Source organism: Pseudomonas sp. Pseusp9, assembly GCF_059491265.1.
The window spans coordinates 5,770,279-5,784,130 of sequence record NZ_CP168500.1 but is presented as its reverse complement, the minus strand read 5'-3'; the positions used below and the strand labels follow the sequence as shown (position 1 = coordinate 5,784,130).

The following is a 13,852-nucleotide window of genomic DNA, read 5'->3' as shown; positions in this document are numbered from 1 at the left end:
CGGGTGGGGGCGAAAGATGCAAGTACCACTCAAGACCTTTGGTGGCCTTAAGGGCCTCTTCGCGAGCAGGCTCGCTCCCACAATGGAATTGTGTACACCGGACCAATGTGGGAGCGAGCCTGCTCGCGAAGAGGGAAGTGGCCACACCATAAATCCCGGACATCTACACTTTACGGATGACGGTTGCGCACTAAACCCGCAAAATGCAACGATTCCGGCAATTACCAACGACATCGCCTGGGCGCGGTGTCGATAAAGCCATTGTTTCAATCAGACTGGGCCTGCTGACTCTATGCGAATGCGCCTAATGTTACTGGGCGGCGGAAATGCCCTTGGGCAGGCGCTGATTCGCCTCGGTGCGGAGGAAGACATCGGCTTCCTCGCCCCCCGCCCGCCGCAAGACGGCTGGGATGCCGCGAGCCTGACACAACTGCTCGACGACACCCGTCCCGATGCATTGATCAACCTTGCCTACTACTTCGACTGGTTTCAGGCGGAGGCGGTGAGCGAACAGCGCCTGGCTGGCCAGGAGCGTGCGATCGAGCGTCTGGCAGAGCTGTGCCAGCACCACAACATCGTACTGCTGCAACCTTCCAGCTATCGCGTGTTCGACGGTTCCCGCGCCACCGCCTACAGCGAAAAAGACGAACCCGTACCACTGGGTCTGCGCGGTCAGGCGTTGTGGCGGATCGAACAAAGCGTTCGCGCCACCTGCCCGCAACACGTACTGCTGCGTTTCGGCTGGCTGCTGGACGACAGTCCGGACGGCACCCTTGGCCGCTTCCTCGCCCGTGCCGAACAACCCGAAGAACTGCTGATGGCCGACGACCGGCGCGGCAATCCGACACCGGTCGACGATGCCGCCCGCGTGATCATTTCAGTGCTCAAGCAACTCGATTGCGCTGCGCCGCTGTGGGGCACCTACCACTACGCCGGGCATGAGGCGACCACGCCGCTGGCGCTGGGGCAGGCGATTCTGACCGAAGCCCGCAGCCTGCATCCGCTGGCCATCGAAGCCCCGACCGCCCAGGCTCACGCCGCGCGTCCGGATGCTGCCGAAGAACCGCAACACGCGGTATTGGCCTGCAAGAAAATTCTGCACACCTTCGGGATCAAGCCGCGCGCCTGGCGTGCGGCGCTTCCCGGTCTACTGGACAGGTTCTATCGCCATGGCTGACGGCCCCGTTTTGATCACCGGTGGTGCCGGTTTCATTGGTTCGCACCTGACCGACGCCCTGCTTGCCAAGGGCCATTCGGTGCGGATTCTCGATGACCTGTCCACCGGCAAGCGCAGCAATCTGCCGCTGAACAATCCCAAGGTCGAACTGATCGTCGGCGACGTGGCCGATGCGGCGTTGGTTGCCCAAGCGATGGCCGGTTGCGGCGCCGTGGCACATCTGGCGGCCGTGGCTTCGGTGCAGGCCTCGGTGGACGATCCGGTGAAAACCCACCAGAGCAACTTCATCGGTACGCTGAACGTCTGCGAAGCCATGCGTCAGGCCGGGGTCAAACGCGTGCTGTTTGCCTCCAGCGCGGCGGTGTACGGCAACAATGGCGAGGGCGAGTCGATCGACGAAGACACGCCCAAATCGCCGTTGACGCCCTATGCGGCGGACAAACTGGCCAGCGAGCATTACTTCGACTTCTACCGCCGCCAACATGCGCTGGAACCGGTGATTTTCCGCTTCTTCAACATCTTCGGCCCGCGCCAGGATCCGTCCTCGCCGTACTCCGGGGTGATCAGCATTTTCAGCGAGCGCGCGCAAAAGGGCCTGCCGATCACCGTGTTTGGCGATGGCGAGCAGACCCGGGATTTTGTCTACGTCGAAGACCTGGTCGACTTGCTGGTGCAGGCCATCGAGCAGCCTCGGGTCGAAGTCGGTGCGGTCAACGTTGGCTGGAACCAGGCGACGACCCTCAAGCAAATGCTCGAAGCACTCGAAGCGGTGGTTGGCACACTGCCACCGGTGAGCTACGGTCCGGCGCGCTCCGGTGACATTCGTCATTCACGGGCGAACAACCGGCGTCTGTTGGAGCGCTTCACTACCACAGAGCAGACCCCGATGCGTGTGGGGCTGGCGCGGTTGCTGGGGCAGTAGATCGCTTCCATGCGGACATGAAAAAGGCGCCTTTTTACAGGCGCCTTTTTCACGGCCGGAATTTACCTTGATGCCGATAGATTCCCAGTGGCGAGGGGGGCTTCCCCCGTTCGACTGCATAACAGTCGCCGTCAGTTTCAAGTCTGCTCGCCACCCAGCCTCATTCACCACCACGTGAAGGTTCTTTAGAACTTGTAGCCCAGGCCAACCATGTACACAAACGGATCGACGTCGACGTTGACCTTGGCGCGAGTGCCCGGTGCAATCGAGTTGTTTTCGACGGTGGCACGGGTATCGATGTCGATGTAGCGCACCTGGGCGTTGAGCATGACATGGTCGGTCAGCATGTAGTCGGCACCCACCTGCCAGGCCAGACCCCAGGTGTTCTCTGCCTTGAAGTTGCTGAAGCCGGCGGACTTGGCTTCACTGCTCAGGCTTTCGTCGTAAATCCAGGTGTAGTTGATGCCGGCGCCGACGTACGGCTGGAAGGCCGACTTCGAATCCAGCGGGTAGTAGACCACGCTCAGGGTTGGCGGCAGGTGCTTGAGGGAGCCGAGTTTGCCGTTGGCGGCAGGCAGGGCAGTGCCCTTGAGTTGCACGTCATGCTCGAACGGGGTGGCCGCGAGCAGTTCGATCCCCCAGTTGTTGGTGATCATGTAAGCGAAGTTCAGGCCCAGTTGCGTGTCGCTGTCCATGGTCGCCTTGCCGCCCAGGTCGGCGCCGGCCAGAGGCCCCTGATCGACCTTCACGCTGGAGCTGTCGGCCTTAGGGTTGACGGTGATGGCGCCCGCACGAAGGATGATGTCGCCGGCCTCGTGGGCGTGGGCGAGCGGGGCCGCGAGCGCGAGGGCAAGCAGCGAAGCGCTGAGCGTGGACTTGTTCATGGGAGCTCCAGAGGACGTTAAAAAGTTTGATGTCCAATGGTAAGCCGGCTAACTATTTGGTCTTTTGATGCAGCTCAAGGAAAGCGGTAAGTAATGGATTTTTTAGCGATCCCGATGACCCCTTCGCGAGCAGGCTCGCTTGTATGTTTAGACTTGAAGGGGTGGGCGGGACTAAAAGCTCGATTCCGACTCTAGCCAGTACGGACCGTGGGAGACTTCTCGTTCCGCCCTTTCTACCTAAAGCGCCGATAAGGAATTCATCGGTTAATACCGACGATAGAGGCAAGCCAGCGCTACGGTAGACCCCGACAAGCACTTAAACCCTAGCTCCGAGGATTCGTCATGACAATCCTTACCTCGCCAACGGTGGTTGGTGTCGATGTGGCCAAGGCAGAAATCGTCGTTTACCGCGAAGATCTGAAAATCACTCAGTTCATCAACAACGATCGCACAGCTATTGGGCGCTGGCTCAAATCCCTGCCGGCGCAAAGCTCGATTGCCTTGGAAGCCACCAGTCTCTACCACCTGGATACCGCTGAACTGGCCCATGGCATGGGGCACCGAGTTTATGTTGTGGACCCTTATCGGGTGAGCCACTACCGCGAAAGCATTGGCCAGCGAGCAAAAACCGACCCCTGTGATGCGCGTTTGCTGGCACGTTACCTGACCAGTGAGCAGGATCGGCTTCGCATCTGGAATCCACCTCCGAAGCTCTACACCGTGTTGAAAAGCCTCCTCAACAAACGTGCAGAACTGATGAAAGCCCGGGTTAGCATCATGCTGAGTTGGTCGAGTGAGCCCCTTCTCAAAGACCTTCTGGCCCAAGAGCTGGAGCACTTCAAACAGACTGATCAGGCTATTCAGAAATTGCTGCGCAAAGCCAGCCAAGAGGCCGGGATCACCGAAAACATCAGGCGTTGTCAAGCGATTGAAGGGATTGGCGAACTCACGGCCACCGGTCTGGCAGCCACTTTTATGCGTGGTCAATTCGCCAGTGCCGATGCGTTTATTGCCTTTTTGGGAATGGACCTGAGGCCGAAGGACTCAGGAAAGAAGCACAGTCCGCGCCACTTGAGCAAAAAAGGCGATGGGGAGCTGCGGCGTCTTGCGCACAATGCAGCAATGGCGGCTTGCCGGTCTCCCGTCTGGAAACCGCTCTATGAGTCTTACTTGGCAAGAGGCCTGGCCAGAACTCAGGCTCTGGTCATCCTCGCCCGCAAGCTCTGTCGGGTGGCATTCGCCCTCATGAAAAATCAGAGCGAATACCAGCCAAATTTAAGGCTGCAGGGTTCCCCTGCAACATAGAATCTCCCACATTGGAATGCACTCCCCCCCTGTGGGAGCGAGCCTGCTCGCGAAGGCAGCATTTCTGACAGCACAAAACCACCGGCTTCACTCCGGCAGCTCATACAGGTAAATCTTGTCCGCCTCCATCTGATACCCGGCATCCGCCAGCTCACTGGTGGATGCCTTGACCTGCAACGCGCCTTCGATCCAGTACGGCTGATACAGCTCGTCGAGCTTCACGCCGACCTCGCTCTTGACGTGCACGATCTGGTTCGACGGTGGTGGCGGTACGTGGATGCAGGCGCCGAAGTACGGCACCAGCAGGAATTCCGTGGTGCGTCCTTCCTCGCTCACTTCCAGCGGCACGATGTAGCCCGGCAGGCGAATGTTCTGGCCATCGAGGGTCTTGACCACCGGAGCGTTGGGCAGATCCTGCCTGGCGGCCGGTGCCGACTCGGCCGACAGGGCATTGCTCATCTGCGACAAGTCGTGCAGCGGCGTCATGTTTGGCACTTCTTTCGGCGCATCCGGCGGAATCATCTCCGACCAGGTCAGGTCTCGCGGCTGGGCGGCCCACAAGGGCAGGGCGACCAGCATCAACAGCGCAAGTACAGCGCGGGGCATTTTCAACGTCCTCATAAACGGATCGACAGGCCATCGGCCAGGGATTGGCGATAGGCGCGCCAGGCCGGCACGCTGCCCATCAGCAACGCGGCGACGAGGATGCCACCGAGCAGCGTCCATTCATACTCGCTTGGCCAGGACAGCGGCAGGTACAGGCCGTAGTTGGCTTGCACATAACCCTGGGCTGACGCGATGCACACATACAGCAACGCCACACCGGCGATCACGCCTGACAGCGCCAGGGCAAAGGCTTCGAGCACCAACAGTGTCGCGATATGCCACGGTCGCGCACCCACCGAACGCAGAATCGCCATTTCCCGACGGCGTTCGTTGAGGCTGGTGAGAATGGCCGTCAGCATGCCGATCAATCCGGTCAGCACCACAAACAGCGAGACCACGAACAAGGCCTTTTCCGCCGTGCCCATCAGGCTCCACAGTTCTTGCAACGCCACGCCCGGCAGGATCGCCAGCATCGGTTCCCCGCGGAACTCGTTGATTTCCCGTTGCAGGGCAAAGGTCGAAATCTTGTTGTTCAGACCGAGCATGAACGCGGTGATCGCTTGCGGCGTGAGGTCCATGTTGCGTGCCTGATCGGCCGTGATACGACCCTCGCCCCGGGCCGGTACGCCGTTATGCCAGTCGATGTGAATCGCTTCCATGCCGCCAAGGCTGATGTGCAGCGTGCGGTCCACCGGGGTGCCGGTGCGCTTGAGAATGCCGACCACGCTGAACGGCTTGTCGTCGTGCTTGACCAGGCTGATCGCCGCCACGCCGTGGGCCAGCACCAGTTTGTCGCCAAGTTTGTAATGCAGTGCCTCGGCCACTTCGGCACCGAGCACCACTTCGAACGGGTCAGTGGCAAAGGCCCGGCCATCGGCCAGCTCCAGGTGTTGCTGGCGTCCGTACTGGTAATGCTCGAAGTAGGCTTCGGTGGTACCCATCACCCGGTAGCCGCGATGGGAGTCGCCGAGGGACATCGGGATGGCCCATTTCACTTTCGGGTTGCTGGCGAAGTGCTCGAAGCTATCCCAACGGATGTTGTTGGTGGCGTTGCCAATGCGGAACACCGAGTACAACAACAGGTTCACCGAGCCGGAGCGGGCGCCGACGATCAGGTCGGTGCCGCTGATGGTACTGGCAAAACTGGCCTTGGCTTCGGTGCGCACGCGCTCCACCGCCAGCAGCAGGCACACCGACAGGGCGATGGCGAACGCCGTGAGGATCGCGGTGAAGCGGCGGTTAGCCAGGCTGGCCATGGCTAGACGAAACAAATACATCTCAGACCTCGGACGGGGTGGCGGCGCGATTGAGTTCGGCCAGCGACAGGTTGTGATCGAACAACGGCGCAAGGCTCTGGTCGTGGCTGACGAACAACAGGCTCGCCCCGGCTTCGCGACACTCGGCGAACAGCAGGCGAATGAAGTTCTCGCGGGCGTCGTAATCGAGGGCCGAGGTCGGCTCGTCGGCGATCACCAGCTCCGGTTGACCGATCAGCGCGCGGGCGGCGGCGACCCGTTGCTGCTGGCCGATCGACAACGAATCGGCGCGGCGGCCGAGGATGTTTTCATCCTTCAAACCCAGGTGGGCGAGCAGCGTCGCGGCCGCTTTGTCGACGCTGCCATGGCGTTGTTTTGCCCGTTCGGCACGCAGCTTCGAGAAGTGGCAGGGCAGTTCGACGTTTTCACGCACCGACAGAAACGGCAGCAGGTTGAACTGCTGAAAGATGTAGCCGGTGTGATCGACGCGGAAGTGGTCGCGGGCACCGGCCGAGAGTTGCGTCAGCTCCTGGCCGAGCAGGCGGATGCTGCCTCGATCAGGCTTTTGCACGCCGCCGAGCAAGCCGAGCAGGGTGGTCTTGCCGCTGCCGCTGGGGCCCTTGAGGAACAGGGTTTCTCCGCGCTCCAGGCGAAACGCCGGGATATCCAGCAGTGGCGGGTGACCGGGCCAACTGAAGCCCAGGTCGGACAGTTCGATGAGTGCTTGGGTCATGTGAAACCGGTGTGGTTGGTGGTGAGCCCTTGTAGGAGCGAGCTTGCTCGCGAAAAACCTGAGATCACCGAGGTGAGTCAGGTTTCCCGCGTTATCGTTGATGTCCATCGCGAGCGAGCTCGCTCCTACAAGGGGAACGAGGTGATTCAGAATTTCAGCGCAGCAGCCTTGTCCGTCACTTCAACGCCTTGCTGCCCGCTCGGGCCGATCAGTTGTACCTGAATTTTCCGGGTGGCCGGGAAGCGGGTGAAAATATTCGCCAGGTCCAGCGACTTCAGTGCCGCCGGTGTGGTGCAGGTGAACTGATAGCGAGCGTGGATTTCGCTGTGATCATGGTGATGTTCGTGGCCGTCCTCGTCCTTGGCGTCTTCATCGTGATCCTCGTCGGCATCGGGTTTGTCACCGAACAACGGGCTTTCCAGTTCCTGGTTTTCCACTACGCAGCCAGCGGCTTTTGGCAGGTTGAACAGGGCCAGCGGTTGCTCCAGTCGGGCGCGGGTGGCGGCGACTTTGGCTTTGTCTGCGTCGCTGCTGGCAACGTGCTCGAAACCCACCAGGTTCATGGCCGGGCTATCCAGCTCCAGCTCCAGGGTCTGGCCGTCCAGCGCCGCGTTCAGGCGTCCCACGCCATGTTCGTGGGCGCCCAGGCTGCCATGCTCATGATCGTGTTCGTCGGCGGCATGGGCGACAACCAACGGCAGCATGGCAAACGGCAGGGCAAGAAGCAGACGACGCATGACGAGTCTCCGAAAAGTAAAATGAAGAATATGTTATGTAATCTTATAACGTTAGCGCGGAGAGTTTGACTGCCTGCTTGGCGTTGCACAAGTCCCATGGGAGCATGCACGCAAGAAATGTGCGGGAGCAGACCTATGTTGCGAATTCGCGGAAGCATCGGCGACTGGCCGGTGGACTTGACCCTGGAGATGGACGACGCGGACTGGGTGCGACTGGGGGCCCAGTTGCAGGTGGAAAAATCCGCAGTCAGCGCGCCAGCGGCGAAACCGCTGAATCAGGATGATGCGCTGTGGCAGATCGCCCGGGATTTGTTGCGCAAGGCCGGGCAGCTCAGCGGACCGGATCTGCTCGATCAACTCGAAGGCCTGACCGGCAGCGCGGCGGCGGGCAAGCGCCTGTTGGTGCGGTTGCGCCGCAGCCCGGACGTGAAGGTGGAAAACGGCACCGATACGCCGATTTACCGCTGGCTGTTGTAGGAGCGAGCTGGCTCGCGATGGGCGTCAACGATAACGCGGGAAACCTGATTCACCTCGGTGCTCTCAGGTTTTTCGCGAGCAGGCTCGCTCCTACAGGGGCGGTTTAGTACAGCGCGGCAAACAACTTGCGGCGGTATGTGCTGACCAGCGGGTGGTCATTGCCCAGCAATTCGAATACCTGCAGCAAGGTCTTGTGCGGCAAGCCTTCGCTGTAGCTGCGGTTGCGGGTGAACAGCTTGAGTAACGCATCCAGCGCAGCGTCGTACTGCTGACGGGCCAGTTGCTGGATGGCCAGTTGATAGACCGCTTCATCGTCCTGGGGATCCTTCGCCAGCCGGGCCTTCAGGTCGGCGGCATCCGGCAAGTCCCTGGCCAGGCCGAGAAACTTGATCTGCGCCTTGGCACCGGCCAGCGCAGCCTTGTGCTCGTCGCTCTTGACGGCATCCAGCACGGCTTGCGCTTCGCCCAGTTCACCGCGCTCGGTCAGGCAGCGGGCGTACAGGATCAACGCCTTGGCGTTGGTGTTGTCTTCACCCAGCAGCACTTTGAGCAGGGCTTCGGCATCGGCAAAGCGGCTGTCGTCGAACAGCGCCTGGGCCTGCTCGAACGGATCGGCGGCGGCCGGTGGCGGCATCTGCACATGGGGTTCGAGCAGGGCGCGCACGGCGGATTCCGGCTGGGCACCGGCAAAGCCGTCGACAGGCTGGCCGTCCTTGAACAGCACCACGGTCGGCAGGCTGCGGATGCCGAAGCGGGCGACGATGTCTTGCTCGATGTCACAGTTGACCTTGGCCAGCAGCAACTCACCCTGATAGCTCTCGGCAATGCTCTGCAACATTGGCATCAGCACTTTGCAGGGCGCGCACCATTCGGCCCAGAAATCCACCAGCACCGGCTTGTGGAAGGAGTTCTCGATCACCGACTGGTCGAAATCGGCAGTCGTGGCGTCGAAGATGTACGGCGTTTCCTGACTCATGGGCAATCTCGTAAAAGCGTGAATGGGGCAACTATACGGTCAGGCGCGGGCAGCGTGATAGAGGCTCACATGCCGAAACTCGTGGGGCTCGGCCAGGTCCGGCAGGGTCATGGCTTCGAGCATTTCGATGCGCCGGTACAACGGATGGCGGAAATCCCGTACTCGGGAGTCCGCCACCAGCGCCTCCCGGCCGCGACTGAGGAACTGGTCGAGCAGCGGCAGGTTCGCCCGGTCGTACAGCACGTCCGCCACCAGGATCAGGTCGAAGCGATCAGCCTCGGCGAAAAAGTCCGTCGAGTAATTGAGCTGTACGTCATTGAGCTCGGCATTGGCCCGGCACGCGGCAATCGCCAGCGGGTCGAGGTCGCAGGCCAGCACTTCCAGTGCGCCGGCCTTGGCGGCGGCAATCCCCGCCACTCCGGAACCGGCCCCGAAATCCAGCACCCGCTTGCCTTCGACCCAATGCGGGTTGTCCGCCAGATAGCGGGCCACGGCCAGACCGCTGGCCCAGCAGAAACTCCAGTACGGTGGCTCATGCAGGATGCGCCGGGTTTCTTCCGGGCTGAAGGCGCGGTCCATGTTGTCGCCGTCGATCAGCCACAGTTGCAAATCGGTTTCCGGCAACGGACAGGCCACCAGTTGTGCGTCGCCGAGCAGTTCAGCCAAGGCCCGTTGCAGGTCAAACGGCGCACTCATGGGGCTTTGACGAATTGCAGTTGGCCCAGGGCCTGGGTGGTCGGCTGGGTAATCAACTGCGACGGCAGGTGCAGGATCAACTGGCCGGACTGACTGGCGCGGCCTCGCAGTTCCACACGGGCACCGACCGGAAAGGCATCCGGGTTGAAACGCAGGTGAAACGGCAACACCTGGTTGTTGCCGATCAGGCTGGAGCTGGCGAGCAATTGTTGCGGGCGGTTTCTTTCGTCGATCACCAGCAATGCCAGTTCGACTTCGGCACCTGCCGGCACGCCTTGCAGGGTGCCGCTCAGTTCACGTTGATAGGCGGGCAGGGGGCCGAGCTCAGCGGCCTCCCTGGCCTTCTTCTGCGCCTGTTGCGGCGCCGGGCCTGGCGTTGGCGGCTGGGGTTTGGGCGCGTCGCTGCCGCAAGCCACCAGCAGGCTGAAAACACTGAGCAAAACGAGCGGACGTAACGACATCGGTGGCTCCATAAAGCTGAATTCCATGGATCTAGTGATCATTGCGTCTGTATACCGCAAACCCTATGGCTTGTCTTGCCACCGGGATGCGCTACCATGGCCCTCCCTTTTTTTGTTGCCTGCCACCATGCACTGTCCCTTCTGCGGTGCCAACGACACCAAGGTCATCGACTCGCGTCTGGTCGCCGAGGGCGAACAGGTGCGCCGCCGGCGTGAATGCCTGGCCTGCGGCGAGCGTTTCACGACGTTCGAGACGGCTGAACTGGTGTTGCCGCGCCTGATTAAAACCGACGGCAGTCGCCAGCCGTTCGACGAAGAAAAACTCCGCGCCGGCATGCAGCGTGCGCTGGAAAAGCGCCCGGTGAGCGTCGAGCGCCTCGAATCGTCGCTGGTGCACATCAAACACAAACTGCGTGCCACCGGCGAACGCGAGGTCAAATCCCTCGTGGTCGGTGAACTGGTGATGGCCGAGCTGCAGAAGCTCGACGAAGTCGCCTACATCCGCTTCGCTTCGGTGTATCGACGCTTCCAGGACCTCAACGAGTTCCGCGAAGAGATCGACCGCCTGGCCCGTGAACCGGTGAAAGAATGACCACACCCGCAGAACTTGCCATCCTCGATGCTCATTTCATGGCCCGTGCCCTGGAACTGGCGCGCAAAGGGCACTACACGACGCACCCCAATCCGCGGGTTGGTTGCGTGATCGTGCAGGGTGGGCAGATTGTCGGCGAAGGCTGGCATGTTCGCGCCGGCGAGCCTCACGCTGAAGTCCACGCCTTGCGCGCGGCCGGTGAGCAGGCTCGTGGCGCTACCGCCTATGTGACGCTTGAGCCGTGCAGCCACCACGGTCGCACGCCGCCCTGTGCCGATGCGCTGGTGAATGCCGGCGTGGCCCGTGTGGTCGCAGCGATGCAGGACCCGAACCCGGAAGTCGCCGGTCGCGGTCTGCAGCGTTTGGCCCAGGCCGGCATCGCCACTGAAAGCGGCGTGCTCGAAGGCGAGGCACGCCAGCTCAATCAGGGTTTCCTCAAGCGCATGGAACACGGCCTGCCCTTCGTGCGGGTCAAGTTGGCCATGAGCCTGGACGGTCGCACGGCGATGGAAAGTGGAGAAAGCCAGTGGATCACAGGTACAGCCGCACGTTCGGCGGTGCAACGCCTGCGCGCCCAGGCCAGTGTAGTGCTGACCGGTGCCGACACGGTGCTGGCGGACAACGCGCGGTTGACCGTGCGCGCCGATGAGTTGGGACTGGATGCCGAGCAAACGGCCCTGGCCATGAGCCGCCCGCCGCTGCGCGTGCTGGTTGACGGCCGCCTGCGGGTACCGCTGGATGCACCATTCTTCAAGGCCGGCCCGGCCTTGGTCGCCACTTGTGTTGCGGTGGAAGAACAGTATGCCAATGGTCCGGAATGCCTGATCGTGCCCGGCTATGACGGCCAGGTCGATTTGCGTCAGCTGCTGGTCGAGCTCTCCGCCCGTGGTGTCAACGAGGTGTTGGTCGAGGCCGGTCCGCGTCTGGCGGGTGCTTTTGCCCAGCTCGGGCTGGTGGATGAGTTCCAGATTTTCATCGCCGGCAAGTTCTTGGGATCTTCGGCGCGTCCGCTGCTGGACTGGCCGCTTGCGCAAATGAAGGATGCGCCCGAGCTTAAAATTACCGAAATTCGCGCGGTGGGCGATGACTGGCGAGTCACTGCCATTCCTTCGCCAGCTGCGAGCGTATAATTTTCAGCCATCGCGCAAGCTTTGGCTTTGTTCTCGAGGAGAACCTCATGTTTACCGGCATCATCGAATCCATCGGCAGTATTCGTGCATTGACCCCAAAGGGCGGTGATGTGCGGGTACACGTCGAAACCGGCAAGCTCGACCTGAGCGACGTCAAACTGGGCGACAGCATCGCAGTCAACGGCGTGTGCCTGACTGCTGTCGAGTTGCCCGGCAACGGCTTTGCAGCGGATGTCAGTCGCGAAACCCTCGACTGCACCGCCATGAACGATCTGAAAAGCGGCAGCCCGGTCAATCTGGAAAAAGCCCTGACCCCGACCACTCGCCTCGGCGGGCACTTGGTCAGCGGTCACGTCGATGGTGTGGGCGAGGTGGTCGCCCGTACCGAAAACGCACGGGCTGTGGAATTCCGCATTCGCGCGCCGAAGGACCTGGCCAAGTACATCGCCCATAAAGGCTCGATCACCGTCGACGGCACCAGTCTCACCGTGAACGCAGTCGATGGCGCCGAGTTCCTGCTGACCATCATTCCGCACACCCTGAGCGAAACCATCATGGCGTCGTACCAGCCAGGCCGTCGGGTGAACCTGGAAGTGGACTTGCTGGCCCGTTATCTGGAGCGCCTGTTGCTGGGCGACAAGGCAGCAGAACCGACAGCCGGCAGCACCATTACCGAAAGCTTTCTGGCCCAAAACGGCTACCTCAAATCCTGACTGAAGGGGGTGCCTTGTGGCGCTCAATAGCATCGAAGAACTGGTTGAAGACATCCGCCAAGGCAAGATGGTCATCCTCATGGATGACGAAGACCGCGAGAACGAAGGCGACCTGATCATGGCCGCCGAGTGCTGCAAGCCCGAGCACATCAACTTCATGGCCAAGCACGCCCGTGGCCTGATCTGCATGCCGATGAGCCGCGAGCGTTGCGAACTGCTCAAGCTGCCGTTGATGGCACCGCGCAACGGTTCCGGTTTCGGTACCAAGTTCACCGTCTCCATCGAAGCGGCCACCGGTGTGACCACCGGCATCTCCGCCGCCGACCGCGCACGCACTGTACAAGCGGCTGCCGCCCGTGATGCCAAGGCTGAAGACATTGTCAGCCCGGGCCACATCTTCCCGCTGATGGCCCAGGCCGGCGGCACCCTGGCTCGCGCCGGCCACACCGAAGCGGCGTGCGACCTGGCACGCATGGCCGGTTTCGAGCCGAGCGGCGTGATCTGCGAAGTGATGAACGATGATGGCACCATGTCCCGTCGCGCCGAGCTGGAAGCTTTTGCCGCCGAACACGACATCAAGATCGGCACCATCGCCGACCTGATTCACTACCGGATGATCCACGAACGTACCGTTCAGCGGATTGCCGAGCAGCCACTGGACAGCGAACTGGGCCAATTCAACCTGGTGACCTATCGTGATTCGGTGGAAGGCGACGTGCACATGGCACTGACCCTGGGCAACGTGTGTGCCGAAGAACCGACCCTGGTTCGCGTGCACAACATGGACCCGCTGCGTGACCTTTTGATGGTCAAGCAACCAGGCCGCTGGAGCCTGCGCGCCGCCATGGCCACGGTTGCCGAGGCTGGCAGCGGCGTGGTGCTGTTGCTCGGTCACCCGCTCGATGGCGACGTGTTGCTGGCGCACATCCGCGAAACCGCCGACCACCTGGCGGTGAAAAAGCCGACCACCTACAGCACCGTGGGCGCCGGTTCGCAGATTCTGCGCGACCTTGGTGTACGCAAAATGCGCCTGATGTCGGCACCGATGAAATTTAATGCGATATCCGGTTTCGATCTGGAAGTTGTAGAATACGTGCCCTCCGAATAATGACCGGCAGTTTCCGGCCCTGAATTCGCGGTTCAAATATCACTGAGGGGCACGTACGAGACGTGTCCCGGCTCTTTAA

The 13,852-nt window shown here is 61.6% G+C and carries 16 protein-coding genes; 8 read left to right on the top strand and 8 right to left on the bottom strand.

All coding sequences use genetic code 11. The features are described 5' to 3' along the window. The first annotated feature begins 292 nt into the window (after positions 1-292). Together ACEN8E_RS26390 and ACEN8E_RS26385 are read left to right on the top strand one after the other, a co-directional pair. Entirely contained in the window at positions 293-1,177 is an 885-nt protein-coding gene (locus ACEN8E_RS26390) for a sugar nucleotide-binding protein (protein ID WP_495590446.1), read from the top strand. After that, positions 1,170-2,099, top strand: a complete 930-nt coding sequence (locus ACEN8E_RS26385; RefSeq protein ID WP_495590445.1) for an NAD-dependent epimerase/dehydratase family protein — start codon at positions 1,170-1,172, stop codon at positions 2,097-2,099. The genes ACEN8E_RS26390 and ACEN8E_RS26385 overlap by 8 nt, the downstream gene beginning before the upstream one ends. A gap of 185 nt (positions 2,100-2,284) precedes the next feature. Here the strand turns inward: ACEN8E_RS26385 and ACEN8E_RS26380 are convergent, their stop codons facing one another. Then, on the bottom strand, positions 2,285-2,983 hold the full coding sequence (locus ACEN8E_RS26380; RefSeq protein WP_495590444.1) for an OmpW/AlkL family protein: 699 nt from the start codon (positions 2,981-2,983) through the stop codon (positions 2,285-2,287). 342 nt (positions 2,984-3,325) lie between these two features. Between ACEN8E_RS26380 and ACEN8E_RS26375 the strand changes: the two genes are divergently transcribed. After that, positions 3,326-4,288, top strand: a complete 963-nt coding sequence (locus ACEN8E_RS26375) for an IS110 family transposase (RefSeq protein ID WP_495589505.1) — start codon at positions 3,326-3,328, stop codon at positions 4,286-4,288. An 87-nt stretch (positions 4,289-4,375) separates the two neighbouring features. On the opposite strand, the gene ACEN8E_RS26370 is transcribed toward ACEN8E_RS26375, so the two are convergent. The 4 genes from ACEN8E_RS26370 to ACEN8E_RS26355 all read right to left on the bottom strand — a co-directional run bounded on the left by ACEN8E_RS26370 (position 4,376) and on the right by ACEN8E_RS26355 (position 7,620). Then, positions 4,376-4,894, bottom strand: a complete 519-nt coding sequence (locus tag ACEN8E_RS26370; RefSeq protein WP_493726692.1) for a DUF3299 domain-containing protein — start codon at positions 4,892-4,894, stop codon at positions 4,376-4,378. An 11-nt stretch (positions 4,895-4,905) separates the two neighbouring features. Then, positions 4,906-6,171: an ABC transporter permease gene (locus ACEN8E_RS26365; RefSeq protein ID WP_495590443.1), complete on the bottom strand. Its 1,266-nt coding sequence runs from the start codon at positions 6,169-6,171 to the stop codon at positions 4,906-4,908. Position 6,172: 1 nt separating this feature from the next. Further along, positions 6,173-6,883 carry an ABC transporter ATP-binding protein gene (locus ACEN8E_RS26360; RefSeq protein ID WP_008018167.1) on the bottom strand — a complete coding sequence of 237 codons (711 nt, stop codon included), beginning with the start codon at positions 6,881-6,883 and terminating at the stop codon, positions 6,173-6,175. 146 nt (positions 6,884-7,029) lie between these two features. Then, positions 7,030-7,620: a DUF2796 domain-containing protein gene (locus ACEN8E_RS26355; RefSeq protein ID WP_495590442.1), complete on the bottom strand. Its 591-nt coding sequence runs from the start codon at positions 7,618-7,620 to the stop codon at positions 7,030-7,032. Between the two features lie 135 nt (positions 7,621-7,755). Here ACEN8E_RS26355 and ACEN8E_RS26350 point away from each other — a divergent pair, with 135 nt between their 5' ends. After that, entirely contained in the window at positions 7,756-8,097 is a 342-nt protein-coding gene (locus ACEN8E_RS26350) for a hypothetical protein (RefSeq protein ID WP_495590441.1), read from the top strand. A gap of 103 nt (positions 8,098-8,200) precedes the next feature. Here ACEN8E_RS26350 and trxA read toward each other — a convergent pair whose 3' ends face one another. Genes trxA through ACEN8E_RS26335 form a run of 3 tightly spaced genes read right to left on the bottom strand, consistent with a single transcriptional unit; the run spans position 8,201 to position 10,230 of the window. Further along, positions 8,201-9,073 carry a thioredoxin gene (gene trxA, locus ACEN8E_RS26345; RefSeq protein ID WP_495590440.1) on the bottom strand — a complete coding sequence of 291 codons (873 nt, stop codon included), beginning with the start codon at positions 9,071-9,073 and terminating at the stop codon, positions 8,201-8,203. Between the two features lie 39 nt (positions 9,074-9,112). Then, positions 9,113-9,769, bottom strand: a complete 657-nt coding sequence (locus tag ACEN8E_RS26340) for a class I SAM-dependent methyltransferase (RefSeq protein ID WP_495590439.1) — start codon at positions 9,767-9,769, stop codon at positions 9,113-9,115. After that, entirely contained in the window at positions 9,766-10,230 is a 465-nt protein-coding gene (locus ACEN8E_RS26335) for a hypothetical protein (protein ID WP_495590438.1), read from the bottom strand. Before ACEN8E_RS26335 ends, ACEN8E_RS26340 begins: the two co-directional genes overlap by 4 nt. A gap of 127 nt (positions 10,231-10,357) precedes the next feature. On the opposite strand from ACEN8E_RS26335, the gene nrdR reads away from it, so the two are divergent. Genes nrdR through ribBA form a run of 4 tightly spaced genes read left to right on the top strand, consistent with a single transcriptional unit; the run spans position 10,358 to position 13,773 of the window. Further along, entirely contained in the window at positions 10,358-10,822 is a 465-nt protein-coding gene (gene nrdR / locus ACEN8E_RS26330) for a transcriptional regulator NrdR (protein WP_003228656.1), read from the top strand. Continuing rightward, positions 10,819-11,952: a bifunctional diaminohydroxyphosphoribosylaminopyrimidine deaminase/5-amino-6-(5-phosphoribosylamino)uracil reductase RibD gene (ribD, locus tag ACEN8E_RS26325; protein WP_495590437.1), complete on the top strand. Its 1,134-nt coding sequence runs from the start codon at positions 10,819-10,821 to the stop codon at positions 11,950-11,952. Before nrdR ends, ribD begins: the two co-directional genes overlap by 4 nt. Positions 11,953-11,999: 47 nt before the next feature. After that, on the top strand, positions 12,000-12,665 hold the full coding sequence (locus ACEN8E_RS26320; RefSeq protein WP_046815884.1) for a riboflavin synthase: 666 nt from the start codon (positions 12,000-12,002) through the stop codon (positions 12,663-12,665). Between the two features lie 16 nt (positions 12,666-12,681). Then, positions 12,682-13,773: a bifunctional 3,4-dihydroxy-2-butanone-4-phosphate synthase/GTP cyclohydrolase II gene (gene ribBA, locus ACEN8E_RS26315; RefSeq protein ID WP_085718199.1), complete on the top strand. Its 1,092-nt coding sequence runs from the start codon at positions 12,682-12,684 to the stop codon at positions 13,771-13,773. Positions 13,774-13,852: the final 79 nt, after the last annotated feature.

What these genes read in the sequence shown, in the direction of transcription:
- ACEN8E_RS26385 (WP_495590445.1), top strand. Translation starts at nt 1,170, where the DNA reads ATGGCTGACGGCCCCGTTTTGATCACCGGTGGTGCCGGTTTCATTGGT.
- ACEN8E_RS26350 (WP_495590441.1), top strand. Translation starts at nt 7,756, where the DNA reads ATGTTGCGAATTCGCGGAAGCATCGGCGACTGGCCGGTGGACTTGACC.
- ACEN8E_RS26370 (WP_493726692.1), bottom strand. Translation starts at nt 4,894, where the DNA reads ATGCCCCGCGCTGTACTTGCGCTGTTGATGCTGGTCGCCCTGCCCTTG.
- ACEN8E_RS26390 (WP_495590446.1), top strand. Translation starts at nt 293, where the DNA reads ATGCGAATGCGCCTAATGTTACTGGGCGGCGGAAATGCCCTTGGGCAG.
- ACEN8E_RS26375 (WP_495589505.1), top strand. Translation starts at nt 3,326, where the DNA reads ATGACAATCCTTACCTCGCCAACGGTGGTTGGTGTCGATGTGGCCAAG.
- ACEN8E_RS26335 (WP_495590438.1), bottom strand. Translation starts at nt 10,230, where the DNA reads ATGTCGTTACGTCCGCTCGTTTTGCTCAGTGTTTTCAGCCTGCTGGTG.
- ACEN8E_RS26380 (WP_495590444.1), bottom strand. Translation starts at nt 2,983, where the DNA reads ATGAACAAGTCCACGCTCAGCGCTTCGCTGCTTGCCCTCGCGCTCGCG.
- ACEN8E_RS26365 (WP_495590443.1), bottom strand. Translation starts at nt 6,171, where the DNA reads ATGTATTTGTTTCGTCTAGCCATGGCCAGCCTGGCTAACCGCCGCTTC.
- trxA (WP_495590440.1), bottom strand. Translation starts at nt 9,073, where the DNA reads ATGAGTCAGGAAACGCCGTACATCTTCGACGCCACGACTGCCGATTTC.
- ribD (WP_495590437.1), top strand. Translation starts at nt 10,819, where the DNA reads ATGACCACACCCGCAGAACTTGCCATCCTCGATGCTCATTTCATGGCC.
- ACEN8E_RS26360 (WP_008018167.1), bottom strand. Translation starts at nt 6,883, where the DNA reads ATGACCCAAGCACTCATCGAACTGTCCGACCTGGGCTTCAGTTGGCCC.
- ACEN8E_RS26355 (WP_495590442.1), bottom strand. Translation starts at nt 7,620, where the DNA reads ATGCGTCGTCTGCTTCTTGCCCTGCCGTTTGCCATGCTGCCGTTGGTT.
- ACEN8E_RS26320 (WP_046815884.1), top strand. Translation starts at nt 12,000, where the DNA reads ATGTTTACCGGCATCATCGAATCCATCGGCAGTATTCGTGCATTGACC.
- ACEN8E_RS26340 (WP_495590439.1), bottom strand. Translation starts at nt 9,769, where the DNA reads ATGAGTGCGCCGTTTGACCTGCAACGGGCCTTGGCTGAACTGCTCGGC.
- nrdR (WP_003228656.1), top strand. Translation starts at nt 10,358, where the DNA reads ATGCACTGTCCCTTCTGCGGTGCCAACGACACCAAGGTCATCGACTCG.